The 23748-nt window shown below is 67.0% G+C and carries 23 protein-coding genes; 13 read left to right on the top strand and 10 right to left on the bottom strand.

What is annotated here, in order from left to right; all coding sequences use genetic code 11:
* Positions 1-34: 34 nt before the first annotated feature.
* The 10 genes from NUW50_RS20035 (at position 35) to NUW50_RS19990 (ending at position 11241) form a co-directional block, all read left to right on the top strand.
* On the top strand, positions 35-823 hold the full coding sequence (locus NUW50_RS20035) for a uracil-DNA glycosylase (protein WP_258290956.1): 789 nt from the start codon (positions 35-37) through the stop codon (positions 821-823).
* A gap of 9 nt (positions 824-832) precedes the next feature.
* Complete coding sequence (moaB, locus tag NUW50_RS20030) at positions 833-1378, top strand: molybdenum cofactor biosynthesis protein B (RefSeq protein WP_258290955.1); 546 nt, start codon at positions 833-835, stop codon at positions 1376-1378.
* A 180-nt stretch (positions 1379-1558) separates the two neighbouring features.
* Positions 1559-3061 carry an efflux RND transporter periplasmic adaptor subunit gene (locus NUW50_RS20025; RefSeq protein WP_258290954.1) on the top strand — a complete coding sequence of 501 codons (1503 nt, stop codon included), beginning with the start codon at positions 1559-1561 and terminating at the stop codon, positions 3059-3061.
* A gap of 9 nt (positions 3062-3070) precedes the next feature.
* On the top strand, positions 3071-6454 hold the full coding sequence (locus NUW50_RS20020) for an efflux RND transporter permease subunit (RefSeq protein WP_258290953.1): 3384 nt from the start codon (positions 3071-3073) through the stop codon (positions 6452-6454).
* A 158-nt stretch (positions 6455-6612) separates the two neighbouring features.
* The gene (locus NUW50_RS20015; protein WP_258290952.1) at positions 6613-7542 is read left to right on the top strand and encodes an AEC family transporter; all 930 of its coding nucleotides are present in this window, start codon (positions 6613-6615) and stop codon (positions 7540-7542) included.
* Positions 7536-8000 (top strand): YaiI/YqxD family protein, encoded by a 465-nt coding sequence (locus tag NUW50_RS20010; RefSeq protein ID WP_258290983.1) that lies wholly within the window; start codon positions 7536-7538, stop codon positions 7998-8000. The genes NUW50_RS20015 and NUW50_RS20010 overlap by 7 nt, the downstream gene beginning before the upstream one ends.
* Positions 7990-8610, top strand: a complete 621-nt coding sequence (locus tag NUW50_RS20005) for an HAD family hydrolase (protein WP_258290951.1) — start codon at positions 7990-7992, stop codon at positions 8608-8610. Before NUW50_RS20010 ends, NUW50_RS20005 begins: the two co-directional genes overlap by 11 nt.
* Positions 8607-9527, top strand: a complete 921-nt coding sequence (locus NUW50_RS20000) for an ornithine cyclodeaminase family protein (protein ID WP_258290950.1) — start codon at positions 8607-8609, stop codon at positions 9525-9527. Before NUW50_RS20005 ends, NUW50_RS20000 begins: the two co-directional genes overlap by 4 nt.
* On the top strand, positions 9512-10306 hold the full coding sequence (locus tag NUW50_RS19995) for a phytanoyl-CoA dioxygenase family protein (protein WP_258290949.1): 795 nt from the start codon (positions 9512-9514) through the stop codon (positions 10304-10306). The genes NUW50_RS20000 and NUW50_RS19995 overlap by 16 nt, the downstream gene beginning before the upstream one ends.
* Complete coding sequence (locus tag NUW50_RS19990; protein ID WP_258290948.1) at positions 10306-11241, top strand: alpha/beta fold hydrolase; 936 nt, start codon at positions 10306-10308, stop codon at positions 11239-11241. The genes NUW50_RS19995 and NUW50_RS19990 overlap by 1 nt, the downstream gene beginning before the upstream one ends.
* Positions 11242-11250: 9 nt before the next feature.
* On the opposite strand, the gene NUW50_RS19985 is transcribed toward NUW50_RS19990, so the two are convergent.
* Positions 11251-12504 (bottom strand): MFS transporter, encoded by a 1254-nt coding sequence (locus tag NUW50_RS19985; protein ID WP_258290947.1) that lies wholly within the window; start codon positions 12502-12504, stop codon positions 11251-11253.
* 231 nt (positions 12505-12735) lie between these two features.
* On the opposite strand from NUW50_RS19985, the gene zapE reads away from it, so the two are divergent.
* The 3 genes from zapE to NUW50_RS19970 all read left to right on the top strand — a co-directional run bounded on the left by zapE (position 12736) and on the right by NUW50_RS19970 (position 15119).
* A complete protein-coding gene (gene zapE, locus NUW50_RS19980; RefSeq protein WP_258290946.1) occupies positions 12736-13803 on the top strand; it encodes a cell division protein ZapE in 1068 nt (355 codons plus the stop codon).
* Between the two features lie 194 nt (positions 13804-13997).
* A complete protein-coding gene (locus NUW50_RS19975; RefSeq protein ID WP_258290945.1) occupies positions 13998-14645 on the top strand; it encodes a peroxiredoxin in 648 nt (215 codons plus the stop codon).
* A gap of 72 nt (positions 14646-14717) precedes the next feature.
* Complete coding sequence (locus NUW50_RS19970) at positions 14718-15119, top strand: (R)-mandelonitrile lyase (protein WP_258290944.1); 402 nt, start codon at positions 14718-14720, stop codon at positions 15117-15119.
* Between the two features lie 56 nt (positions 15120-15175).
* On the opposite strand, the gene NUW50_RS19965 is transcribed toward NUW50_RS19970, so the two are convergent.
* From NUW50_RS19965 to crcB, 9 genes are all read right to left on the bottom strand, one after another.
* Entirely contained in the window at positions 15176-15406 is a 231-nt protein-coding gene (locus NUW50_RS19965) for a hypothetical protein (RefSeq protein WP_258290943.1), read from the bottom strand.
* Positions 15407-15835: 429 nt separating this feature from the next.
* On the bottom strand, positions 15836-16624 hold the full coding sequence (locus tag NUW50_RS19960) for an amino acid ABC transporter ATP-binding protein (RefSeq protein ID WP_275982263.1): 789 nt from the start codon (positions 16622-16624) through the stop codon (positions 15836-15838).
* A gap of 12 nt (positions 16625-16636) precedes the next feature.
* The gene (locus NUW50_RS19955) at positions 16637-18301 is read right to left on the bottom strand and encodes an amino acid ABC transporter permease (protein ID WP_258290942.1); all 1665 of its coding nucleotides are present in this window, start codon (positions 18299-18301) and stop codon (positions 16637-16639) included.
* A 1-nt stretch (position 18302) separates the two neighbouring features.
* Positions 18303-19520: an amino acid ABC transporter permease gene (locus NUW50_RS19950; RefSeq protein ID WP_258290941.1), complete on the bottom strand. Its 1218-nt coding sequence runs from the start codon at positions 19518-19520 to the stop codon at positions 18303-18305.
* A 174-nt stretch (positions 19521-19694) separates the two neighbouring features.
* Positions 19695-20714, bottom strand: coding sequence for an amino acid ABC transporter substrate-binding protein (locus NUW50_RS19945; protein WP_258290940.1), 1020 nt, complete (start codon positions 20712-20714; stop codon positions 19695-19697).
* Between the two features lie 219 nt (positions 20715-20933).
* A complete protein-coding gene (locus NUW50_RS19940) occupies positions 20934-21641 on the bottom strand; it encodes an ATP12 family chaperone protein (protein ID WP_258290939.1) in 708 nt (235 codons plus the stop codon).
* Complete coding sequence (locus NUW50_RS19935; RefSeq protein WP_258290938.1) at positions 21638-22306, bottom strand: HAD-IA family hydrolase; 669 nt, start codon at positions 22304-22306, stop codon at positions 21638-21640. Before NUW50_RS19935 ends, NUW50_RS19940 begins: the two co-directional genes overlap by 4 nt.
* Positions 22306-23337, bottom strand: a complete 1032-nt coding sequence (locus NUW50_RS19930; protein WP_258290937.1) for an RluA family pseudouridine synthase — start codon at positions 23335-23337, stop codon at positions 22306-22308. The genes NUW50_RS19935 and NUW50_RS19930 overlap by 1 nt, the downstream gene beginning before the upstream one ends.
* Positions 23334-23711, bottom strand: coding sequence for a fluoride efflux transporter CrcB (gene crcB / locus NUW50_RS19925; RefSeq protein ID WP_258290936.1), 378 nt, complete (start codon positions 23709-23711; stop codon positions 23334-23336). The genes NUW50_RS19930 and crcB overlap by 4 nt, the downstream gene beginning before the upstream one ends.
* Positions 23712-23748: the final 37 nt, after the last annotated feature.

Here is a 23748-nt window from a genome sequence, read left to right as displayed (position 1 = left end):
TTACCTTGCCGGGCCGCCGCCGTAGGTTTGCGCCATGCTGGACTCGCCCGACGATCAGGAGTTTCACGCCTTGAAGGCGGCGCTTGACTGGCAGGTCGAGATGGGCGCCACCGATGCCATCTCCGACGCGCCGATCGACCGCTATGCAGCCCCGCCGCCGCCCCCCAAGCCGCAACCTGCCGCCGCGCCGGCCGGCCGGATGCCCCCGGCCCCCGGACCCGACCCGGTGGCCGAAGCGCGGGCCGCCGCCGAGGCCGCCACCACGCTCGACGCGCTGCGTGCCGCCATGGCCGCCTATGACCATTGCGAATTGAAACGCGGCGCCCGGCAGCTTGTCTTTGCCGATGGCAACCCTTCCGCCCGCGTGATGATCGTCGGCGAAGCGCCGGGGCGCGAGGAGGACCGCGCCGGCCGCCCCTTCGTCGGTCAGGCGGGGCAGCTGCTGGACCGGATGCTGGCCGCCATCAATCTGGCGCGAACCAGCGAAGACCCGGCCGGCGCGGTCTATATCACCAATGTCCTGCCCTGGCGCCCGCCAGAGAACCGCGACCCCTCGCCCGAGGAAATCGCCATGCTGAAACCGTTCCTGGAACGGCATGTGGCGCTGGTGAACCCCGAGCTTCTGGTGGTGATGGGCAACCATGCCTGCATGGCGCTGCTGGGCAAACGCGGCATCACCCGGCTGCGCGGACAATGGGACGAAGCCCTGGGCCGCCCGGCGCTGCCGATGTTCCACCCCGCCTATCTGCTGCGCTCACCGCATGAGAAGCGCGCCACCTGGGCGGATCTTCTGGCGCTTCAGGCGCGGTTGCGACAGTCATAGGGGGCCGGCATGGCGATCGACGACAGCAAGGCGTTCATCCCGGTCCGCATCGCGGTGCTGACCGTCTCGGACACGCGCAGCCTCGACGAGGACCGCTCGGGGCAGGTGCTCGTGGACCGGATCGCCGAGGCCGGGCACCACCTTGCCGCGCGCGAGATCGTCCGCGACGAGCGTGACCAGATCGCGGCCAGGCTGCGGGAATGGATCGCCGATCCCGGGATCGACGTGGTCCTGTCCACCGGCGGCACCGGGCTGACCGGGCGCGACGTGACGGTCGAGGCGCATCGCGATGTCTACGAGAAGGAGATCGACGCCTTCGGCACCGTCTTCACCATCGTCTCGATGCAGAAGATCGGCACATCGGCGGTGCAGAGCCGCGCCACCGGCGGCGTGGCGGGCGGCACCTATCTCTTTGCCCTGCCCGGCAGCCCCGGCGCCTGCCGCGACGCCTGGGACGAGATACTGAAGGCCCAGTTCGACTATCGCCACCGGCCCTGCAATTTCGTCGAGATCATGCCGCGTCTCGACGAGCATCTGCGGCGCAAGAAGGGCTGATTTTCGGGCAAAACCGGCCCAGACCCGAAAAAATTGGCCCGACCCGCAAGATTCCGCGACGGAATCCGCCGGTTCGGGCGTAACACCCTTGTTGATTGGAATTGTGTGGGTCTGAGGCTAATCTCTCACCCCGGGCGTGCGCCCTTCCGCGGCGCCATCTGATGAAAGGTCGCGCAGCGCATGCGGTTTCTTCGGCGCAGTCTGGTCGGGCTGTTTCTCATGTCCCTGACATTGGCGGTGCTGGCCCTGGCGGGTCAGACGCTCTGGTCGTCGATCCAGGCCCGGCTGTCGGACGAACCGCCGGCCCGCCGCGCTGCCGAACGGGTCTATGCCGTCAATGTGGTCACGGTCGAGCCGCAGGAGATCACCCCGGTGCTCTCGGTGTTCGGTGAAATCCGTTCGCGGCGCACACTCGAGATACGGGCCACCGCGCCGGGGCGGGTGGTCTGGCTGGCCGATGCCTTCGAGGAAGGCGGCGAAGTGACCGAGGGCGAGACCCTGGTGCGGATCGACCCCGCCGACGCCGCCTCGGCGCTGCGGGTGGCGGAAAGCGACATGGACGAGGCCGAAGCGGAACTGGCGCAGGCGACCAAGGCCATCGAACTGGCACGCGACGATCTGGCGGCGGCGGAAAGCCAGGCCGCCCTGCGCGAGCAGGCGCTGGCCCGCCAGAAGGACGCCAAGAACCGCGGCATCGCCACCGATACCTCGGTCGAGGATGCCGAACTGGTCGCCGCCTCGTCGCGGCAGGCGGTCCTGTCGAAACGCTCGGCGCTGGCCCAGGCCGAGGCGCGGGAGGCACTGGCCAGAACCCGGCTGAGCCGGCAGGAGATCATCGTGGCCGAGGCCGAGCGTGCGCTGGCGGATACCGAGATCAAGGCCCCGTTCTCGGGGACGCTCTCGGGCGTCACGCTGGTGACCGGGCGGCTGGTCGCCAACAACGAGAACCTGGCCCAGCTGATCGACCCGAATGCGCTGGAAGTGGTGTTCCGGCTTTCGGCTTCGGAATACGCGCGACTGCTGGACGCGCAGGGCAGGCTGATCCCGGCGCGGGTGCAGGTGGGGCTGGACGTGGCGGGGATCGACCTCACCGCCGAGGGCGCGATCGAGCGCGAGAGCGCGGAGGTGGGCACCGGCCAGACCGGGCGGCAGATCTTCGCCCGGCTCGATCGTCCGCGCGGGCTGCGTCCCGGCGATTTCGTCTCGGTCCGGATCCGCGAATTGCCGCTGGAGAATGTGGCGTTGCTGCCCTCGACCGCCGTCGGCGCCGATCAGACCGTGCTGGTGGTCGGGGACGGGGACCGGCTGGAGCGGGTGACGGTCGAGACCCTGCGGCGGCAGGGGGATTCGGTGATCGTCCGCGCCGGTGCGCTGGCCGGCCGCGACGTGGTCGAGGAACAGACCCCGCTGCTGGGTGCAGGCATCCGGGTCCGTCCGATCCATCCCGGCGCCGAAGCCGCCGCGGGCGATGCCACGGCGCCGGCCCGTCCGGGCCCCGAGGCGGCAGGTGCCGAGACCGAGATGGTCGAGCTGACCGACGAACGCCGGGCCAGGCTGGTCGCCTATGTCGAAGGCAACACCCGCCTGCCCGCCGAAGCCAAGCAAAGGGTGCTGGCGCAGTTGCAGGGCGACAGGGTCCCCGCCGATGTGGTGGCGCGCCTCGAACAGCGGATGGGCGGCTAGGCGATGGCGATGCGCGCGCCGAGCCGAGGCGTCACCGGGATCCTCAGCTATTTCACCCGGCACCGCACCGCCGCCAACCTGCTGCTGGTGCTGATGCTGGCCGCCGGCCTGGCGGCGTTGCCGCGGATGCGGGCGCAGTTCTTTCCCGATGTCGTCATCAACGAGATCACCGTCTCGGTGGCCTGGTCGGGCGCCGGGGCCGAGGATGTCGACAGCGCCATCATCTCGGTCCTCGAACCGGCGCTGCAGGCCGTCGAGGGCGTGACGGCCTCGGAGGCGCGGGCGACCGAGGGGTCGGCCCGGCTGACGCTGGAATTCGAGCCGGGCTGGGACATGTCCCGCGCCTCGGACGATGTGCAGGCCGCCGTCGACGCGGTGAGCAATCTGCCGGACGGCGCCGAGGATCCCGAGGTCCGGCGCGGCAACTGGCGCGACCGGGTGACCGACGTGGTGGTGACCGGCCCGGTCGATACCGCCCAGCTCGGCCGCTATGCCGATGAGCTGGTCGCGCGGCTGTTCACCCGTGGCGTCACCCGGACAACGATCTCCGGCATCGCGGCACCGGAAACCGTGGTCGAGGTGCCCTCGGCCTCGCTGATCCGCCATGACGTGACCTTGACCGAGATCGCCGATGCCATCGGTGCCGAGGCCGCCGCCAGCCCGGCCGGCAATGTCGGCAGCGCCAACAGCCGGATCCGGACCGGGGTCGCCAAACGCTCGAAGGAAGAGATCGAGCGCATTCCGCTGCGCTTCAACCCCGACGGCTCGACCCTGACCATCGGCGATGTGGCAACGGTGAAGGTCGGCACGGTGGATCGCGATTCGGCCTATTTCGTCGGTGACAATCCCGCGATCACGGTGCGGGTGGACCGCAGCGACGAAGGCGACGCCATCGAGTTGCAGAAGATCGTCGAAGAGGTCGCCGCCGACCTGCAGACGACCCTGCCGCAGGGCGTGACGCTGGACCTGATCCGGACCCGTGCCGCCGAGATCACCGGCCGGCTCGACATCCTGATCCAGAACGGCCTGCAGGGGCTGGCGCTGGTGGTGGTGCTGCTGTTCCTGTTCCTGAACGCCCGGACCGCCTTCTGGGTGGCGATGGGCATCCCGGTCTCGATGACCGCCACCATCGCGCTGATGTACGGTTTCGGCATCTCGCTCAACATGATCTCGCTCTTCGCGCTGATCATCACCACCGGGATCATCGTCGACGACGCGATCGTGGTCGGCGAACATGCCGATTTCCGGGCCCGGAAACGCAAGGAACACCCGACCGAGGCCGCCGAGAATGCCGCCATGCGGATGGCGGCGCCGGTCTTTTCCTCGACCACCACCACGGTCATCGCCTTTCTGGGGCTGGTGGCGATCGGTGGCCGGTTCGGCTCGATCCTGTTCGACATTCCGTTCACCGTCTCGGCGGTGCTGCTGGCCTCGCTGATCGAGTGTTTCCTGATCCTGCCGCATCACATGGCCCATGCGCTGGCCCATATCGGCGAACGGCGCTGGTACGATTGGCCCTCGCGCACCTTCAACCGGGGCTTCGACTGGGTCCGCAACCGGATCGCCCGGCCGCTGATCACGCTGGTGATCTGGGCCCGCTACCCCGTCCTGGCGGGGGCCGTGCTCTTCCTGGCCTTCGAAGCCGCGATCTTTGTCCGGGGCGACCTGCAATGGCGGTTCTTCAACTCGCCCGAGCAGCCGACGATCTCGGGCAACATCGCCATGCTGCCCACGGCGACACGGGAGGACACGCTGGCCCAGTTGCGGGAACTGCAGCGCGCGACCGATGCCATCGGGGCGAAATACGAGGCCGAGTACGGGGTCAACCCGCTGTCCTATGTCATGACCCAGATCGGCGGCAACTCGGGCCGGGGTCTGTCCGGAGCCGAGACCAAGGAAGACTACCAGCTCGGCGCCATCTCGATCGAGCTGATCGACCCCGACCTGCGGCCCTATTCCTCGTTCCAGCTGGTCGCCGATCTGCAGAAGGAGGTCCGCACCCTGCCGCTGGCCGAAACGATCTCGTTCCGGGGCTGGCGCCAGGGGCCGGGCGGCGACTCGATCTCGATCGACCTCTACGGCGCCGATGCCGAACGGCTGAAGGATGCCGCCGAGGCGCTGAAGACCGCGCTGGCGACCTTCCCCGAAGTCTCGGCGCTGGAGGACAGCTTGGCCTATGACAAGGACGAGCTGATCCTGGAACTGACCCCGCAGGGCCATGCCCTGGGCTTCACCATCGATGCCCTGGGCCGCGAGTTGCGGAACCGGCTGAACGGGATCGAGGCGGCAGCCTACCCGGACGGCACCCGCTCGGCCACGATCCGGGTGGAACTGCCCGAATCGGAACTGACCGCCGATTTCCTCGACAAGATCCGGTTGCGCTCGGCCTCGGGCGACTACGTCGCCCTCGGCGATATCGTCACCGTCACCCGGCGTTCGGGATTTTCGACCATCCGGCGCGAGAACGGGCTGCGGCTGGTCACCGTCTCGGGCGACCTCAGCGAGGACGATCCGGCGCGCGCCACCGAGGTGCAGCAGGCGATCGTCGAGACGATCCTGCCGAAGCTGGAAGAGGAATACGGCGTGCAGAGCCAGCTCGGCGGGCTGAGCCAGCAGGAGAACCAGTTCCTCTCGGATGCGATCTTCGGTTTCGTCTCGGCGCTGACCGGGATCTATCTGGTGCTGGCCTGGGTCTTCGCCTCCTGGACCCGGCCGGTCGTGGTGATGGCGATCATCCCCTTCGGGCTGATCGGCACGATCTACGGCCATGTGCTCTGGCAGGTGCCGCTGTCGATGTATTCGGTGGTGGGGATGATCGGCATGACCGGGATCATCATCAACGACTCCATCGTCCTGGTCTCGACCGTGGACGAATATGCCGAGAAACGCGGCTTGTTCCCGGCGATCGTCGATGCGGTGGCCGACCGGCTGCGACCGGTCCTGCTGACCACGCTGACCACGGTGCTGGGGCTGGCGCCGCTGCTCTATGAAAGCTCGGCTCAGGCGCAGTTCCTGAAACCGACGGTCATCACCCTGGTCTACGGGCTGGGTTTCGGCATGGCGCTGGTGCTGCTGGTGGTGCCCGCGATGCTGGCGATGCAGACCGACATCGGGCGCCAGATCTCTGCGGCGCAACACGCGCTGCGGGCCGGCCGCCGCGCCCTGCCGGTGGCGCTGCCCTCGCTGATCTATGCGGCGGCGATCGCGGCCTGGTTCGCGGCGACACTCGGATCGGTTCTGGTGACCGGCGAGATGGCCGGCCCGCTGGCCGGGCTCGGCAGCGGCCGGGCGCTGGCTGCCGGTCTCTTCATCGCCGGCTCGGCGGCAATGGCACTGGCGATCTGGATTCTGGCGGCGGTGACAGTCGGTTTCCAGCGGCTGCGCCGGTCCTGAGCGCGGGCGCCTCTGGAGGGAGTACTTGCCCGGCAGCGCGCATCTTCGGGTCGGCAATGTTTTTGGGGGGAGTGGGCCGCGATGCGGCAAGAGCCCACCCTGCCCCTGCGCCGCTGCGCCCACTGGTTCCGCCGGGCGCTGCATGCTAGGGGCCGGAAATGCTCGCGGTCTTTCTCAAAACCCTGCCGTTCTTCCTGATCATCGGCCTTGGCTGGGCGGCCGGGCGGCGGCGTTTCTTCACCGAGGAAGCCACCGCCTATCTCACCCGCTTCGTCTTCTATTTCGCGCTTTCGGCGATGCTGTTCCGGTTTTCGGCCAATCTCTCGCTGGGCGATGTGCTGGACTGGTCGCTGATCGGCGCCTATCTGACCGCCACGCTGACGGTCTATGTCTTCGCCACCCTGGTCGCGCTGGCCCGCAAGGTTCCGGCGGCCGAGGCCGCCTTCGAGGCGCAATGCGCCGTCATCGGCAACATCGGTTTTCTCGGCCTGCCGATGCTGGGGCTGCTGATGGGAGAGCGGGCAATCATCGGGATCATGCAGATGCTGGCGGTCGATCTGATCTTCTTCTCCTCGCTGATCGTCATCATCATCACCGCCACCCGCGAGGGCCGGATCACCGCCCGGACCTTGGGCAATGTCCTGATGGGACTGGTCGAGAATCCGATGATCGTCGCCATCGTGCTGGGCCTGGCCTGGTCCGGGCTCGGCATCCCCGTGCCGACGCCGATGGAGGAATTCCTGACCCTGCTCGGCGCCGCCGCGACTCCCGGCGCGCTGTTCGCCATCGGCGCTTCGCTGGCCACGAAATCGGCGGTGCGGCTGGAGGTGGCGGGCTGGATCAGCTTTCTCAAGCTGGTGGTGCATCCCGGCGCGGTCGCCATTGCCGCGCTCTGGCTGTTCGACGTGCCGCGCCAGATGGCGGCGGTGATGATCGCCGCCGCCTCTCTGCCAGTTGCGGGCAATGTCTATATCCTTGCCGCGCATTACGGGGTCGCGCCGCAAAGGGTCTCGGCCTCGATCCTGATCTCCACCGCGCTCAGCGTCGTCACGGTGTCGCTGGTGCTCAGCTGGGTGCTGCTCTGGTGATCTGGGTCGATGCCGATGCCTGCCCGGTGAAGGCCGAGGTCGAGACGGTCGCGACGCGGCTGCGTCAGCCCTGCCGCATGGTCTCGAACGGCGGTATCCGGCCAAGCGCCAACCCGCTGGTCGAGATGGTCTATGTCGCCGCCGGGCCGGACGAGGCCGACAAGCATATCGCCGAGGCCTGCGGGCCGGGCGACGTGGTGATCACCACCGACATCCCGCTGGCGGCGAAATGCGTGGCGGCGGGGGCGCGGGTGCTGAAACCGAACGGAGAACCCCTGACCCGGGCCAATATCGGCAATGTGCTGGCGACCCGCGATCTGATGGCCGACCTGCGCGCCGCCGATCCGTTTCGCCAGGGCGGGGGCCGGACCTTTACAAAGGCCGACCGCTCCCGTTTTCTGGACGCATTGGACCGGGCCGTCCGGGCCGCAGAGCAGGACAGCCAGGATGACAATTGACGCAGTGGTTTTCGACATCGGCAACGTGCTGATCGAGTGGATGCCGGAGAAATACTACGATCGGGTCTATGGTCCCGAACGCCGGGAAAAGCTGTTTTCCGATGTCGATCTGCACGGGATGAACATGCTGGTGGACCTGGGGCATGACTTCAAGGACACGATCTATGGCTGGGCCGGCACCAATCCCGAATACGCGCAGGAAATCACCGACTGGCATGACAACTGGCTGGAACTGGCGCAGCCGGTGATCCACCACTCGGTGCGGCTGATGCGGGCCCTGCAGCGCAAGGGGGTCCCGGTCTTCGCGCTGAGCAATTTCGGCGTCGGCAGCTTTGAACTGGCCTGCACCCGCTACGAGTTCCTGACCGAGTTCGACCGGACCTATATCTCGGGGCGGCTGAAACTGGCCAAGCCGGATCCGGCGATCTATGCCCATGTCGAGGCCGATTGCGGGATCGCGCCCGAACGGCTTCTGTTCACCGACGACCGGCCCCAGAACACCGCCGCCGCCGAGGCGCGCGGCTGGAAGACGCATGTCTTCACCGAACCCGACGCCTGGGCGGAGCGGCTGGTGTCCGAAGGGCTTCTGACAGCGGGAGAGGCAGAATGACCCCGACCTTCATCCCCTTTGCCGAGGGCGAGGCGCGGCTCGACTGGCTGCGGTTGACCGAAGCACTGGAGTCAGGGCATCGCCTGCCCCGGGCCGAGATCGGCGACACCTTTCTCTACCGCGGCAAGGATACCCTGCTGTCGCGCTCGGCCTGGATCGACGGGCTGGGACTGGCGGTGAAATCGGCGACGATCTTTCCCGGCAATCCGGCTGCGGGCAAGCCGACGGTGAATGGCGGGCTGTGTCTGTATTCCGATACCGACGGGATGCTGGAAGCGGTGGTCGATTTCCACCTGGTGACCAAGTGGAAAACGGCGGGTGACAGCCTGCTGGCAGCGCGGAAACTGGCCCGGCCGGACAGCCGCAAGGTGCTGATCGTCGGGGCCGGAACGGTGGCGACCTCGCTGCTGGCGGCCTATGGCGCGGCCTTTCCGCAGGCAGAGTTCACGGTCTGGAACCGCAGCCCGGCCGGGGCCCGGACGCTGGCCGCCGCGCATCCGGGCGTCACGGTGGCGGCGGACCTGGAAGCGGCGGTGAAGGCGGCGGACATCATCGCCTCGGCGACGATGGCGACCGAGCCGCTGATCCGCGGCGACTGGCTGCAACCGGGCCAGCATGTCGATCTGATCGGCGCCTATCGGCCCGACATGCGCGAGACCGACAACCGGGCCCTGCAGCGGGCGCGGGTCTTTGTCGACAACCGCGCCACGGTGCTGGACCACATCGGAGAGCTGAAGATCCCGCTGGCCGAGGGCGCCTTTGCCCGCGAGGACGTGGTGGCCGACTATTACGACCTGCCCTCGGGCAGGTTCCGGCGGGAAAGCGACGACGAGATCACCCTGTTCAAGAACGGCGGCGGCGCGCATCTGGACCTGATGACGGCGCGGCATATCCTCGACGCATGGAACGCCGGATGATATCCGAGGCCGAGATCGCACGGTTTCAGGAGGATGGCTGCCTCGTGATCCGCGGTCTCTTTGCCGACTGGGTCGATGTCATGGCCGCCGGCGTGGCCCGCAACATGGCCGACCCCGGCCCCTATGCCAGCGAGAATGCCGTCACCGAGGGGCGCTTCTTCGACGATTACTGCAACTGGCAGCGGATCCCCGAGTTCGAGCGTGTGGTGCATGACAGCCCGGCCCCGGATCTGGCGGCGCGGGTCATGCGGTCAGAGAGGGTGCAGTTCTTCCATGATCATGTCCTGGTCAAGGAGCCCGGCACGCCGAAGCCGACCCCATGGCATGCCGACGCGCCCTATTACTTTGTCGAGGGGCAACAGACGGTGTCGCTCTGGCTGCCGCTCGACCCGGTGCGCGAGGCCAGCCTGCGGATGATCGCCGGCTCGCATCGCTGGGACCGGATGGTCCGGCCGGTGAAATGGGCGGCGGGCGAGGATTTCTACGCGGGCGGCGACTGGATGCCGGTGCCCGACCCGGATGCCGACCCGGGCCGCAACCGGGTTCTGGAATGGCCGATGGAGCCGGGCGATGCGGTTCTCTTCGACTTTCGCACCGTGCATGGCGCACGCGGCAACATGGCGACCAGCCGGCGCCGGGCCCTGTCGCTGCGCTTCGTCGGCGACGATGCCCGCTATGTCGAGCGGCCCGGCCGGACCTCGCCACCCTTTCCGGGGCACGGGATGCAGCCCGGCCAGCGGCTGCGCGAGGATTGGTTTCCGGTGATCCGGGGCGGCTGATGGGCTGGGTGGTCCTCCTTGCCCTTGTTGTGCTGGCCGGGGCGCTGCCGATCCTGGCCGAACGACGCCGAAACCCGATCACCGAGACCCAGCGGCGCACCGCGCCGGGCGGCTTTGCCGATCTGACCGGCGGGCTGACCCATTACCGCTGGTTCGGCCCCGAGGGCGGGCCGGTCATGGTGCTGGTGCACGGGGTGAGCAGTTCGGCCTATGTCTGGGAGGGACTCGTGCCGCGGCTGATCGCAAAGGGTGCTCGTGTGCTGGTCTATGATCTCTACGGCCGCGGCCTCTCGGACCGCCCGGCAACGGCCCAGACCCGGTCCTTCTTCGTCCGCCAGCTGCGCGAGTTGCTGCAGGATCAGGGGGTCGAGGACGGCTTCACCCTGATCGGCTATTCGATGGGCGGCGCCATCGCCACGGTTTTTGCCGCCGAAGAGGCCGAGCGGATCGACAAGCTGATCCTGATCGCGCCCGCCGGGTTGATCCAGCGCCGGGCGCCCTTTGTCGATTTCTGCCGCAGGGTGCCCTATCTGGGCGACTGGCTGTTCGGCCTTTTCGGCGGCATCGCCCTGCGCCGGGGACTGGACCCGGATGCCCCTTCGACGGTGCCGACCATCGCTGCCCGGCAGGCCGCCGAGACCCGCACCCAGGGTTATCTCCGCTCGGTCCTGTCCTCGCAGCGCTATTTCCTGGCCGAACCGCTGGCCGACGACCTGGCCGAGGTGAGGCGGATGCAGGTGCCGACCCTGGCGATCTGGGGCACGGCGGACCGGGTGATCCCGCTGCGGGCCATGGGCGAACTGGCCCGGGCCAACCGCGAGGCAAGACAGGCCGAGGTGGCGGGGGCCGGGCATGGTCTGGTCCACAGCCACCCCGAAGAGGTGAACCGGGCGATCCAGACCTTCCTGCGCGAGATCGACGGCCCTCCGATCTGACCGCTGTCCTCAGGTCGCGGCGGCAAGGTTCTTGCGCTTGCCCAGCGGGATCTCCTTGATCGGCAGGTGCAGCACCGCCGACAGCGCCCCGACTCCGACGCCGATCCACCAGACCAGCGTGTAGTCGCCGTAGATGTCATAGAACTTGCCGCCCAGCCAGGCGCCCAGAAAGCTGCCCAGCTGGTGGCTGAAGAACACGATGCCGTAGAGCGTGCCCATGTAGCGCAGCCCGTAGATATGCGCGACCAGGCCCGAGGTCAGCGGCACCGTCGCCAGCCAGAGCGACCCCATGCCGACCGAGAACAGGATCACCGAAGCGGGCGTGATCGGCAGCATGATGAAGGCGGCACCGATGAGCGTGCGCAGCGCGTAGATGCCCGCCAGAAGGTATTTGCGCGAATAGTACTTGCCCAGCCAGCCCGCGGTCAGCGTGCCGACGATATTGGCCATCCCGATGAAGGACAGCGACACGGCCCCCAGGATCGCGGTCGAACCGATGCCCATCGCGGCCAGGGTTCCGGTCGGGTCGATGGCGCCGCAAAGCTGGGTGACGAGCGCCGGAAAATGCGCGGTGATGAACGAAAGCTGATAGCCGCAGGAGAAGAAGCCCAGGAAGATCAGCGTGAAGGTCGGATCGCGGGCGGCCTTGCCGAGGATCTGGCCCAGGCTGTCCTCGAGCTCGGTCCGGGTCGCCATGCGCTCGGTCTTCATCATCGGCAGCACCGCCAGCACCGCGATGATGGACAGGGCGAAGACCACGAAGACCGTCTGCCAGGGCATGACCTGCAGCAAACCGGCGGCGACGGGCGCGCCGATCACCTGCCCGCCCGAGCCGGCGGCGGTGACAATGGCCAGCGCCATCGAGCGGTTCTCGTCCGAGGCCGCCCGGCCGACCACCGCCAGCACCACGCCAAAGCCCGTGCCGGCGATGCCGAAGCCGATCAGGACGTTGTAGAACTGATGCGCCTCGGGGCTGGTGGCGCCGGCCGACAGCAGCAGACCCGCGGCATAGAACAGCGCCCCCAGGATGATCGCCTTGCGATCACCGATCTTCTCGGCCAGCGCGCCGAAGATCGGCTGACCGACTCCCCAGGCCAGGTTCTGGATCGCAATGGCCAGGGAAAACTCGGCGCGGGGCCAGTCGAACTCGCTGGCAATCGGTATCTGGAACACCCCGAACGAGGCCCGGATGGCGAAGTTGATCAGGATCACGATGCAGCCGCCGACAAGGACGGGGGTGATCAGGCGACGGCTGTCGGTCATGGCTGAACTCGCGCGGGAACAGGGAGCAGCAGCTTCCGGCAGATCGGCGGCGGCGTCAAATCGCGGTTGGTGCAGCGGCCGATCAGCCGACGTGATGGGAGAGGCCCGAAAGCGATGCCCGGCCTCGGACCGGCATGGCCTGGCTGGTCCGGCCCCGAGCTGCGCCCCCGGCCGCAGGGCCGGGCGGTTTCATCGGCTTTCCTCTCCGCCTCCGGCCTTGTATCTGGGGCCATGACCGTTGATCTGAGCGCCCGTTACGACAGTCTTGCAGCCCGCGGTGAGCTGGTGCCCGATCCGGCGCAGCGGGCCGTGCTGCCGCTGTTCCAGACCATCCTCGACTGGGCCGCGGTGCCCGAGAAGAAGGGCCTTGCCGGCCTGTTCTCCAAGGCCCCGCCACCGCCCAAGGGTCTCTATCTCTGGGGCGGCGTCGGGCGCGGCAAGTCGATGCTGATGGATCTCTTCGTCGAGGCCGCCGAATGCACCAAGCGCCGGGTGCATTTCCACGGCTTCATGCAGGAAGTGCAGGCCGGCCTGCATGCGGCACGCAAGAGCGGCGCCGACGATGCGCTGCGCCCGGTGGCCGAGGCGGTCGCGGCCGAGGTCCGGCTGCTGGCCTTCGACGAGATGCAGATCACCGACATCGCCGATGCGATGATCGTCGGACGGCTGTTCCAGATCCTGATGGAGGCCGGGGTGGTGATCGTCACCACTTCGAACAGGCCCCCCGACGATCTCTACAAGGACGGGCTGAACCGGGCGCTGTTCCTGCCGTTCATCGCGCTGCTGAAGCAGCGGATGGTGGTGCATCACCTGGCGCATGAGACCGACTATCGGCAGGACAGGCTGGCCGGAAGCCCGGCCTATTTCGTGCCCGCCGATGCCGCAGCGCGGGCCGAGATCGACCGGATCTGGACCGAGTTGACCGGCGGCGAAGGCGCGCCGCTGGTGCTGCGGGTCAAGGGCCGCGAGGTGCGGCTGCCCGAGGCGCGGGACGGGGTTGCCCGCGCCAGTTTCTGGGATCTCTGCGGCACCGCCCTGGGCCCGGCCGACTACCTGGCCGTGGCCGAAGCCGTGCGGGTACTGATCCTGGAGGACGTGCCGCAACTGTCGAGCGAGAACTTCAACCCGGCGCGACGCTTCGTGACCCTGATCGACGCGCTCTACGAAGCTCGGGTCCGGCTGATCGTCAGCGCCGCCGCCTGGCCGGAGAAACTCTACATCGAAGGTGAAGGCAGCTTCGAATTCGCCCGCACCGCCAGCCGCCTGCGCGAGATGATGTCGGCGGATTGGGCACAATAGTCCCGTTCCCGCCGCGAACCCGGACAATCCTCCCGCTTCTTCGCCGAATCCGGTCCGTTTTCGGACCGTTTTCCCGGGTGGCGCGAAGGCTTTCCCTGAATCGCATTCAATGGCGGCTTTGAGTCGCAGGGGCATTCCCCAAGGCCCGGCAGATGCCTATATTTCGCGTCGGAAAGATTTTTCAGGAGAGAGCCATGGGCCTGCGTATCAACGACACCGTTCCCAATTTCACCGCCGAAACCAGCCAGGGGACGATCCAGTTCCACGACTGGATCGGAGACAGCTGGGCAATTCTCTTCAGCCACCCCAAGGACTTCACCCCGGTCTGCACCACCGAGTTCGGCGCCGTCGCGCAACTGGCCGACGAATGGGCCAAGCGGGGCACCAAGGTCATCGGCCTCTCGGTCGACGGTGTTGACGAGCACAAGGAATGGATCGGCGACATCGAAACCGTGGCCGGTGCCAAGGTCGGCTTCCCGATCATCGCCGACACCGACCTGAAGGTCTCGAAGGCCTTCGACATGCTGCCCGCCGAAGCCTATCTTCCCGATGGCCGCACCCCGGCCGACAGCGCCACCGTTCGCGCGGTCTTCATCATCGGGCCGGACAAGAAGGTGAAGCTGATCATGGTCTACCCGATGTCGGTGGGCCGGAACTTCGCCGAAGTGGTGCGGGCGCTGGACGGTCTGCAGAAGACCTATGACGCGCCGCTGGCCACCCCGGCCAACTGGGAGGTCGGCCAGGACGTGATCGTCGCCACCTCGCTGAACGACGAGCAGGCCGAAGAGAAATACGGCAAGCTGGACAAGAAACTGAAGTATCTGCGCTTCGCCAAGGCGTAGGTTCTGGTTACCCCCGGCGCAGGACGCGCCGGGGGTTCTTCGTTCCGGACCGGACCAGAAAGGGCGCAGCGCATGAAGATCATCCCCAACGGCAGCCGCCCCTCGGCCAGTGCGCCGGCGCATTACTTCACCGGCGCGGTGCGGTTCGACCCGGTGATCGCTGCGCCCGATCCGGCGCGGCACCAGGCCCTGCTGGTGACGTTCGAACCCGGCGCCCGAACCCATTGGCATACCCATCCGCTGGGCCAGACGCTGCGCATCCTGTCGGGGGTCGGCCGGGTGCAGGTGCGCGGCGAGGCCGTACGGCAGGTCGGCCCCGGCGACACCATCTGGTTCCCGCCCGGCGAAGAGCATTGGCACGGCGCAGCGCCCGATTGTGCGATGGTGCATCTGGCCATCCAGGAGGCGCTGGACGGCGAAACGGCTGACTGGCTGGAGCCGGTCTCGGACAGCGACTACGGCGCGACGCCCTAGGACGGCCCGCGGGCGCGGCGACAGGGGCCGGGTGACAATCGCGTCACCCCGCCCCGCTAGAAGCGAAAGCCATCGTTACGCGGCAGATGATCGACCCGCGGTATCCCGATGTCGCGCCGCAGGTGATCGCTCAGCCGCCTTGCATCATGCGCCCTCGTGCTGCCCGTCCCGCGCAGCAAGGCCCGCAGCGCCGCGACCAGCACCTTCCAGGCCCCGTGTTCGGCGATCGCCTGTTCCAGATTGATCGGCAGATGCCCAGCACCCGCCCGTGTCGGCATATGTGTCATGATCCCAAACCGGACGCCTTTCGGCGCACAGCTTCCCTAGGTGAAATGACGGGTCCGAAACCGGCAGACAGCCAGAGGCCGGGCCCGCGAAATGTCTTGAGTCAGAAGGGGTTGGGCGCCGTTTTGTCGGCAGGCCCGAAACCGGTCAGCGTCGCGAGAGACGCGGCCCGAAGGCGCTGAGACCGGGCGCTCCGCCATGCAGGGGGGCGGCGGTGCAGGTGATCGCGAATGCAGTCATGAAGCGCCCTCCTTTGCTATGGGTGCGATTGGTGTCCGCGATGTGCACCGGCAACCCGGCCCAAGGCAAGCCCGGGTTGTGACCGGTTGCCGCAGCGACACGCGACATGGTATTTTTGCAACAGGCGCCGCGCCGACCGCGGCAGGTCGCGCGGGGCCGGGCTGTAGCCGCCCGGCCCCGGATTGTCGTCCTCAATGCCCGAGGATCTGGCTCAGGAACAGCTTGGTCCGATCCGACTGCGGATTGTTGAAGAATTCCTGCGGCTCGTTCTGCTCGACGATCTGACCCTGGTCCATGAAGATCACCCGGTTCGCCACCGCCTGGGCAAAGCCCATCTCGTGGGTCACGCAGAGCATCGTCATGCCCTCTTCCGCCAGCTCGATCATCGTGTCGAGCACTTCCTTGATCATTTCGGGGTCCAGCGCCGATGTCGGCTCGTCGAAGAGCATGATCCTGGGCTTCATGCAAAGCGACCGCGCGATGGCGACGCGCTGCTGCTGTCCACCCGAAAGCTGACCGGGATACTTGTTGGCCTGCTCGGGGATCTTCACCTTGCGCAGGAAATGCATCGCGGTCTCTTCGGCTTCCCGCTTCGGCGTCTTGCGCACCCAGATCGGCGCCAGGGTGCAGTTCTCCAGGATCGTCAGATGCGGGAACAGGTTGAAGTGCTGGAAGCACATCCCGACCTCGGAGCGGATCTTGTCGATGTTCTTGAGATCCGAGGACAGTACCGTGCCGTCGACGGTGATCTCGCCCTGCTGATGCTCCTCCAGCGCGTTGATGCAGCGGATCAGCGTCGATTTGCCCGAGCCCGAAGGGCCGCAGATCACGATCCGCTCGCCGCGATAGACCGTCAGGTCGATGTCACGCAGGACGTGGAACGTTCCATACCACTTGTTCATGTTGGTGATCTGGATCGCGACCTCGTTCGAGACCTGCATCTGGCTGCGGTTCACTTCGCGTTCGATAGCTTCTGCCATTGTCAGCTCTCCTTAACGATGATCGGTGTGGAGCTTCTGCTCCAGCCATTTGGAATAACGCCCCATGGTGAAGCAGGTGATGAAGAACATCAGCCCCACGAAGATATAGAGCTCCCAGTAGATCCCGTGCCATTCCGAGTTGGCGCGGATCGAGTTGGTCAGGTTCAGGATGTCGAGGATGCCGATGAAGGTCACCAGCGTCGTATCCTTGAACAGGCCGATGAAGTTGTTGACGATCCCGGGGATCGAGATCTTCAGCGCTTGCGGCATGATCACCAGCCGCTGCGCCTGCCAGTAGTCGAGCCCGAGCGAATCGGCGCCCTCGTACTGGCCCTTCGGCAGCGCCGCCAGACCGCCGCGGATCGTCTCGGCCATATAGGCCGAGGCGAAGAGCGTCACCATGATGATCACCCGCAGGATGATGTCGAAGTTGGTCCCCGGCGGCAGGAAGTAGTTCAGCAGCAGCGAGGCGGTGAACAGCAGGGTGATCAGCGGCACGCCACGGATGAACTCGATGAAGCCCACGCAGAGCGTATGGACGATGAACAGGTTCGACTGCCGCCCGAGCGCCAGCACGACGCCCAGCGGCAGCGACAGGGCGATGCCCGCCACGCCGATGATGATCGAGACCATGAAGCCACCCAGATCGCGGGATTCGACCGCCTGGATGCCCCAGCCCTGGGTGGTGCCCAGGTGCAGGATCGCCGTGTTGAACACCGCCGTCAGGTCCGGCGCCACCGCCGCGCCCCATGCAAAGAAGATCGCCAGACCGGCAACCGCCTGCAGCACGGCCGGCTGACTGGCCAGGGCGTGGCGCATGACCAGCACTGCCAGCCAGCCGCCCAGGGCCAGCCAGATCAGCATCCACAGCGGCACGCCATCGTTGAGGATCGCCACCAGGTTGGGTCCGACCACGAGCCAGAAGATCACCGTCGCCAGGACCCCGGCGATGATCCCCGCCAGGGCGCCCAGGGCCGCATCGAACAGCTTGAAGCCGACATAGCCGACCCCGAAGCCGCCCAGGGCCGCCAGCGGCCCCCAGATGGTCCCGCCCCACACCAGCCAGACCAGCAGGAACGGGTAGATCGCCGAGAAGATCAGCATGAAGTTCCGGGTCAGGTCGAAGCGATAGACCGCGGCCGAGGCGGCGGCGAAGATCAGCATCAGGACGAAGGCGTTGCCCGACCCCAGGATGCCCCAGTAGGTGCCCCAGACCATCAGCCCCGACAGAACGAACAGCGTCAGCGCGACGATGCCGCGGGTCCGCGCCTGCCAGTCGGCGAACAGCACCGGCGCCAGGGCAACCGCCAGCAGCAGCAGGGTCATGTTCGCGCGCCAATAGAGCTCACGCGGGTAGAAACCATAGAGCAGCTGCTTCCAGCGCTCGGTGATGACCCCGAAACAGGCCCCGGTTTCGGCCCCGTGCTCCTTCAGGATTTCGCGGCACTCGTCCAGCGAGCTGGCCCGCCAGACCGAATTGGCGAACCAGGGGAACATCGCCCAGAGCAGCCATGCCACCACGGCCAGCGAGACCACGGTGAGGATGCCGTTCATCCAGGACGAGAACAGATTGTCCCGCAGCCAGCGCAGCACACCGCTCTCGCCCAGGGGCGGCTCGGCCTGCGGCAGCATCCTGTCGCGGACATAGGGGGTGGTTTGGGCTTGAAGATCGCTCATCTCAGCGCTCCTTCAGCTTGACGGAGCGGTTGTAGACATTCGCCACCGCCGAAATGATCAAGGACAACACCAGGTAGACCAGCATCATCAGAAGCATGCATTCGAGCTCGCGCCCGGTCTGGTTCAGCGTGATGCCGCCCAGGGTCGAGCGCAGGTCCATGTAGCTGACCGCCAGACCCAGAGACGTGTTCTTGGTCAGGTTCAGCCATTGCGAGATCAGAGGCGGAATGATGATCCGCAGCGCCTGCGGCAGGATCACCAGGTTCATCGTCCGGCCCGGCCGCAGACCCAGGGCATAGGCTGCCTCGGTCTGGCCGCGCGACACCGCCATGATCCCGGCGCGCACGTTCTCGGCGATGAAGGCGCCGGTATAGAGCGACAATGCCAGGGTCAGGGCGACGAAGGAATTCTCGATCTTGAACCCGCCCTGGAAGTTGAACCCTTTCAGCGCCGGGTAATCCAGCGAGATCGGCTGCCCCAGGACAAAGAAGGCCAGAACCGACGGCACGATCAGGGTCGCCAGCCCGATCCAGAACACCGGAAGGATGTCGCCGGTCGCCGCCTGCCGCTTGTGGGCATAGGAGCGGAACCAGATCAGCGCCGCGACCGACAGGATAAAGACGATCAGGACCCCCAGGGCCGGGGTCTCGAACACCAGCCGCGGGATGTAGGTGCCGCGATTGGTGAAGGCGACGGAATCGTTGAACAGCATCGAGGCGGTCGGATTCTCGCCCCGGAACTGGTTCGGCGAGGGCGTGGTGTTGGTCAGGATAGCGAACAGCGCGATGATCCAGAGCACCACCGGCACATTGCGCAGACCCTCGACATAGACGGCCATCAGGCGCGCCGTCAGCCAGTTCTTCGACAGCCGCAGCACACCGACCAGCACCCCGATAAGCGTCGCCAGGATACAGCCGCAGAAGGCGACCATCAGGGTATTGAGCAGACCGACCAGCGCCGCATCGAAATGCGTCGAGTTGCTGTCATAGGGGATCGCGGTCTGGTTGATGTCATAACCGGACCGGTTCCACAGGAATCCGAAGTTGAAATCCTTTCCCAGCGTCTCGAGGTTGACCTTGGTGTTGTAGACCAGCCAGCTCAGGATCAGCAGAAAGCCGATCAGCGCCGCGACCTGGATCGTCATCGACCGGTAGCGCCGGTCGTAGATCAACATCGAAAAGTGGAATGGTTCCGAGACGGGCTCGGTCATAGTCGCCATGTGTAGCTCCCCGTTGTCACCAGTGCTTTCCGATCGTCATTGCGGGTCTTTGCCCGCCCGGAGCCCGGTGTTGGTCGTCTGTCCGTCTTGTTCGCGCATGTCGCCGGCCGGGTGAACCGTTCGGCAGATGGAAGAAGGGCGCGGGAAATCCCGCGCCCTGCCTCGGTTCAGGTCTTACCGGAACGGCGGTGCATACTGCAGGCCGCCATCCTTCCATTGCGCGTTTAGGCCGCGCGCCAGACCGATCGGGGTGTTCTCGCCGATGTTCTTCTCGAAGATCTCACCATAGTTGCCGCCGGCCTTGATCGCCTGATAGGCCCAGTCCTTGCTGAGGCCGATCATCGCGCCATATTCGCCTTCGGTCCCCAGCAGACGGTTGATCTCGGGGTTGTTGGTCGGCGCCTTGGCCATCTCGTCGATATTGGCCGAGGTCACGCCCAGCTCTTCCGCGGCAACCAGCGCATAGTAGGTCCAGCGGACGATATCGCCCCAGGCGTTGTCGCCGTGGCGCACCGCCGGCCCGAGCGGCTCTTTCGAGATGATCTCGGGCAGGATCACGTGATCGCCCGGGTTCTCGAAGGTGGCGCGGGTCGCGGCCAGGCCGGACGCGTCGGTGGTGAACACGTCGCAGGCGCCGGCCAGATACTGCTGGGCCGCCATGGCGTCATTCTCGACCGGAACCGGCTCGTAGCTGATGTTGTTGACCCGGAAGAAGTCGGCCAGGTTCAACTCGGTCGTGGTGCCGGTCTGGATGCAGACAGTGGCGCCGTCCAGTTCCTTCGCCGAGGTCACGCCCAGCGACTTCGGCGCCATGAAGCCCTGACCGTCATAATAGTTGATCGCGACGAAATCGAGCTTGAGATCGGTATCGCGCGAGAAGGTCATGGTCGAGTTCCGGGCCAGCATGTCGACTTCGCCCGAGGCCAGCGCGGTAAAGCGGGTCTGACCGGTGGTGGGCGTGAATTCGACGGCATCCGGATCCGAGAAGATCGCGGCGGCCACGGCGCGGCAGATCGCAATGTCGAAACCGTGCCAGACGCCATTGGCATCCGGAGCGGCAAAACCGGTCAGGCCGGTGTTCACACCGCAGATCAGTTTCCCGCGGGCCTTGACGTCATCCAGCGTTGCTGCCGATGCTGCAGCGGCCGTCAGACCGGCGGCGGTTAGCGCGCCAAGAAATACGGTCTTCTTCATTTTTACCTCTTCCTGATTTTTCCGCCTGCAGGCAGGCACGTTTATTCCGGCCCTGTCCGGCCGGGGGCGATACTCTTGGGGTTTATCCCTCTCAAGTGGGCCGAGTTTGGTCGCAATCATCACCGCAGGTCAAGGGCGACATAAGGAATATCACTGAGTTACGCTGGCAGAGCCTCAAGCCGACGGCGCCGGAACGCCCGGCCCCGGACGGGCTTTCGCTCAGAGACGGCAGAGTCTCAGGAACTCCGCGGCGTCATGGAAGGCCTGCCGCCGGGACTCGGCCGCCGCTTCGGCCTCGGCATCGCTGCCCCAGAGCCGGGCCTGGAACTCTTCATCGACCCGCGACAGGCGCCAGGCCTGCTCGGGGTCGAGCACCGCGCCCGCCACCGACAACCCCAGAATCAGCGAGCCGGACAGCGCCACCAGATCGTGGAACGCCGTCAGTTCGAAGACGCTCAGCCGCGCCACTTCGGCGTCCAGCCGGGCCAGCGCCTCCGGGTCCTGCGCCACCGGCATCACCCCGGCGGTGACCCGCAACCGGGCGCCCAGCGTCTCGGCGGCCCAGTCCAGCGGCGCATCCCAGGCGCTCTGGGCATCGACCAGTTCCTGCGGATGGCTGGCGCGGTAGCACAGCAGATCGCTGCCGCCGTAGTCCGCCACGATCCGGACCACCTCGTCCAGCGAGGCGGCCACCTTGTCCAGCGCCGTATTGGCGGTGCGGGTATGCGGCATGGTCGCGGGGTCGAGCCGTTCGCCCTGCGCCTGCCATTCGGCGGCCACCGCCTCGGCCAGCGGAAGGTTCGGCAGAATCAGCGGCGCCTTGGAAGGGGTGCGCACCGGGCGGCTGTCGAGATGCACGGCAAAGCCCTGCGCCTCCGGCACCGCCTGCGCCTGGGTCCAGAACCGTTTCGGCAGCGTCCCGGTCATTGCGCCAGCTCCAGGATCAGCGCCTCGAGCCCGGCGAAATCCTCGGCCAGGTGGTCCGCCCCCGCCGCCTGCAGCCGGTCCGCCCCATGATAGCCCCAGGTCACGCCGATGGTCGCCATCCCGGCGGCCCGGCCCATGGCAATGTCGAATTCCGTATCGCCGATCATCGCCGCCCTGTCCGCCTCGGACCCGGTTTCGGCCAGCGCCGCCAGCAGCATGCCCGGATGCGGTTTTGACGGGTGGTCGTCGGCGCATTGCGCGGTGACGAAATGGCGTCGCAGGTCATGGGTGTCGAAGACCGAATCGAGTCCGCGCCGCGATTTTCCGGTGGCGGCGCCGATCAGCAGGTCCGGCATCGCGCCCAGGCGCTCCAGCCCCTCGGCCACGCCGGGATAGAGCGGCGCTCCGGCCTCGCCCATCCGGGTTCGGACCGCGCTGAAGGCATCCTTGTAGCCCGCGACCAGGGCCGCCCGGCTCGATTCGTCCAGATTCGGGTGCAGATGCGCGAAGGCTTCCGGCAGCGACAGGCCGACGATCTCCAGCACCCTCGCATGCGGCAGGCGTTCCAGCCCGGCCGCGTCATGGGCGTGATCCATCGCGGCGCCGATATGGTGCTGGCTGTCGACCAGGGTGCCATCGACATCGAAAACCGCCAGAAAGCTCATCACTGGTCCTCGAACGGATCGACGGGCACATCGAACTTCGACCAGCCCAGCGTCTTCCAGGTCCGCGCCATATGCTCGGGCAACTCGGCCGTGATCCGGACCTGCGCCCCGGTCATCGGGTGCTTGAAGCTCAGGCTCCGCGCGTGAAGATGCAGCTTGCGGCTGATCTCGCCGCCCATGCCCGCGCCCCAGCCATCTCCGAGGTTCTCCTGGCTGGTGCCGCCGTATTTTCCGTCACCGATGATCGGATGCCCGAGTTCGGCCATATGGACCCGCAACTGGTGGGTCCGCCCGGTCATCGGCACCATGGCCACCCAGCTGGCCCGGGTGCCCAGCTTGTCGAGCACCGCGTAATCGGTCGTCGCCCGCTTGGCGCCCTCGGTCTTGTCGATCTTGGCCGGATGGATCGCCCTCATCTTCTCGTCGCGCGGGTGCCCGCCCTTCACGAGACCATAGCGAATCGTGCCCATCGCCGGTTTTGGAACCCCCGCCACCGCCGCCCAGTAGATCTTGCGCATCGAGCGGTCACGAAACATCTCGTTCAGCTTGCGCGTCATCGAGGCGGTCCGGCCCAGCAGCAGCACCCCCGAGGTGTCCTTGTCGAGCCGGTGGATCAGCGAGGGCTTCTCGGGCTTGCCGAATTTCAGATGCGCGGCCAGACCGTCCACATGCCGCTCGCCCTGGCCCGAACCGCCCTGGCTGGGCAGGCCGGGAGGCTTGTTGATCGCGATGATGTAGTCGTCCTGATAGATCACCGCGTTCCGGATCATCTCGATGTCGCTGGCCAGCGCCGGGGCGACCCGCTCGGGCAGCGGCGGCTGATAGTCCGGCAGCGGCGGAATCCGGACCTGCTGCCCGGCCTCGATCCGGGTGGCGCCCCTGACCCTGCCGCCATCGACCCGGATTTCGCCCTTGCGGCACATCTTCTCGATCTGCACCTGGCTCATATGCGGGAACTGCTTGCGGAACCAGCGGTCGAGCCTCTGGTCGCCATCCTCCGGTCCCACGGTCAGGGTCTGAACCCGGCTCATGCCGTCAGGCTCCTCGCAAAGGTCAGGCCGGCCAGAAGCGCCGCCAGCGAGACGATCACCGAGGCCAGCACATAGGCCGCAGCCGGAACGCTGTCGCCGCGCTCCCACATCGTCACCGCATCCAGCGAGAAGGCCGAGAACGTGGTGAACCCGCCCAGCAGCCCGGTCATCAGCAGCGGCGCGAAACGGTTGGCCGACAGATGCCCGAGCGCCACCACCAGCACCCCCATCAGGAAGGAACCGACGACATTGACGATCAGCGTCGCCCAGGGGAAGCCCGGACCGAACAGGCGCAGCGCCGCCACCGCGGTCAGATACCGGGCCGAGGCGCCGATCGCGCCGCCGAGAGCAACTTGTCCAAGGGTCTGGATCATGGCGGCGTTCTTCCGGCGGCGGCGACGGAATGTCAAT

It is taken from the genome of Frigidibacter sp. ROC022 (assembly GCF_024723735.1).
Lineage (GTDB): Bacteria > Pseudomonadota > Alphaproteobacteria > Rhodobacterales > Rhodobacteraceae > SLM-1.
The sequence above is the reverse complement of the archived record's forward strand: the minus strand, read 5'-3'. Positions and strand labels throughout refer to the sequence as shown.

Bases quoted from the DNA above. Each gene is read 5' to 3' on its own strand.
- NUW50_RS20035 (WP_258290956.1), top strand. From the start codon at position 35: ATGCTGGACTCGCCCGACGATCAGGAGTTTCACGCCTTGAAGGCGGCG.
- moaB (WP_258290955.1), top strand. From the start codon at position 833: ATGGCGATCGACGACAGCAAGGCGTTCATCCCGGTCCGCATCGCGGTG.
- NUW50_RS20025 (WP_258290954.1), top strand. From the start codon at position 1,559: ATGCGGTTTCTTCGGCGCAGTCTGGTCGGGCTGTTTCTCATGTCCCTG.
- NUW50_RS20020 (WP_258290953.1), top strand. From the start codon at position 3,071: ATGCGCGCGCCGAGCCGAGGCGTCACCGGGATCCTCAGCTATTTCACC.
- NUW50_RS20015 (WP_258290952.1), top strand. From the start codon at position 6,613: ATGCTCGCGGTCTTTCTCAAAACCCTGCCGTTCTTCCTGATCATCGGC.
- NUW50_RS20005 (WP_258290951.1), top strand. From the start codon at position 7,990: ATGACAATTGACGCAGTGGTTTTCGACATCGGCAACGTGCTGATCGAG.
- NUW50_RS20000 (WP_258290950.1), top strand. From the start codon at position 8,607: ATGACCCCGACCTTCATCCCCTTTGCCGAGGGCGAGGCGCGGCTCGAC.
- NUW50_RS19995 (WP_258290949.1), top strand. From the start codon at position 9,512: ATGGAACGCCGGATGATATCCGAGGCCGAGATCGCACGGTTTCAGGAG.
- NUW50_RS19990 (WP_258290948.1), top strand. From the start codon at position 10,306: ATGGGCTGGGTGGTCCTCCTTGCCCTTGTTGTGCTGGCCGGGGCGCTG.
- NUW50_RS19985 (WP_258290947.1), bottom strand. From the start codon at position 12,504: ATGACCGACAGCCGTCGCCTGATCACCCCCGTCCTTGTCGGCGGCTGC.
- zapE (WP_258290946.1), top strand. From the start codon at position 12,736: ATGACCGTTGATCTGAGCGCCCGTTACGACAGTCTTGCAGCCCGCGGT.
- NUW50_RS19975 (WP_258290945.1), top strand. From the start codon at position 13,998: ATGGGCCTGCGTATCAACGACACCGTTCCCAATTTCACCGCCGAAACC.
- NUW50_RS19970 (WP_258290944.1), top strand. From the start codon at position 14,718: ATGAAGATCATCCCCAACGGCAGCCGCCCCTCGGCCAGTGCGCCGGCG.
- NUW50_RS19965 (WP_258290943.1), bottom strand. From the start codon at position 15,406: ATGACACATATGCCGACACGGGCGGGTGCTGGGCATCTGCCGATCAAT.
- NUW50_RS19960 (WP_275982263.1), bottom strand. From the start codon at position 16,624: ATGGCAGAAGCTATCGAACGCGAAGTGAACCGCAGCCAGATGCAGGTC.
- NUW50_RS19955 (WP_258290942.1), bottom strand. From the start codon at position 18,301: ATGAGCGATCTTCAAGCCCAAACCACCCCCTATGTCCGCGACAGGATG.
- NUW50_RS19950 (WP_258290941.1), bottom strand. From the start codon at position 19,520: ATGGCGACTATGACCGAGCCCGTCTCGGAACCATTCCACTTTTCGATG.
- NUW50_RS19945 (WP_258290940.1), bottom strand. From the start codon at position 20,714: ATGAAGAAGACCGTATTTCTTGGCGCGCTAACCGCCGCCGGTCTGACG.
- NUW50_RS19940 (WP_258290939.1), bottom strand. From the start codon at position 21,641: ATGACCGGGACGCTGCCGAAACGGTTCTGGACCCAGGCGCAGGCGGTG.
- NUW50_RS19935 (WP_258290938.1), bottom strand. From the start codon at position 22,306: ATGAGCTTTCTGGCGGTTTTCGATGTCGATGGCACCCTGGTCGACAGC.
- NUW50_RS19930 (WP_258290937.1), bottom strand. From the start codon at position 23,337: ATGAGCCGGGTTCAGACCCTGACCGTGGGACCGGAGGATGGCGACCAG.
- crcB (WP_258290936.1), bottom strand. From the start codon at position 23,711: ATGATCCAGACCCTTGGACAAGTTGCTCTCGGCGGCGCGATCGGCGCC.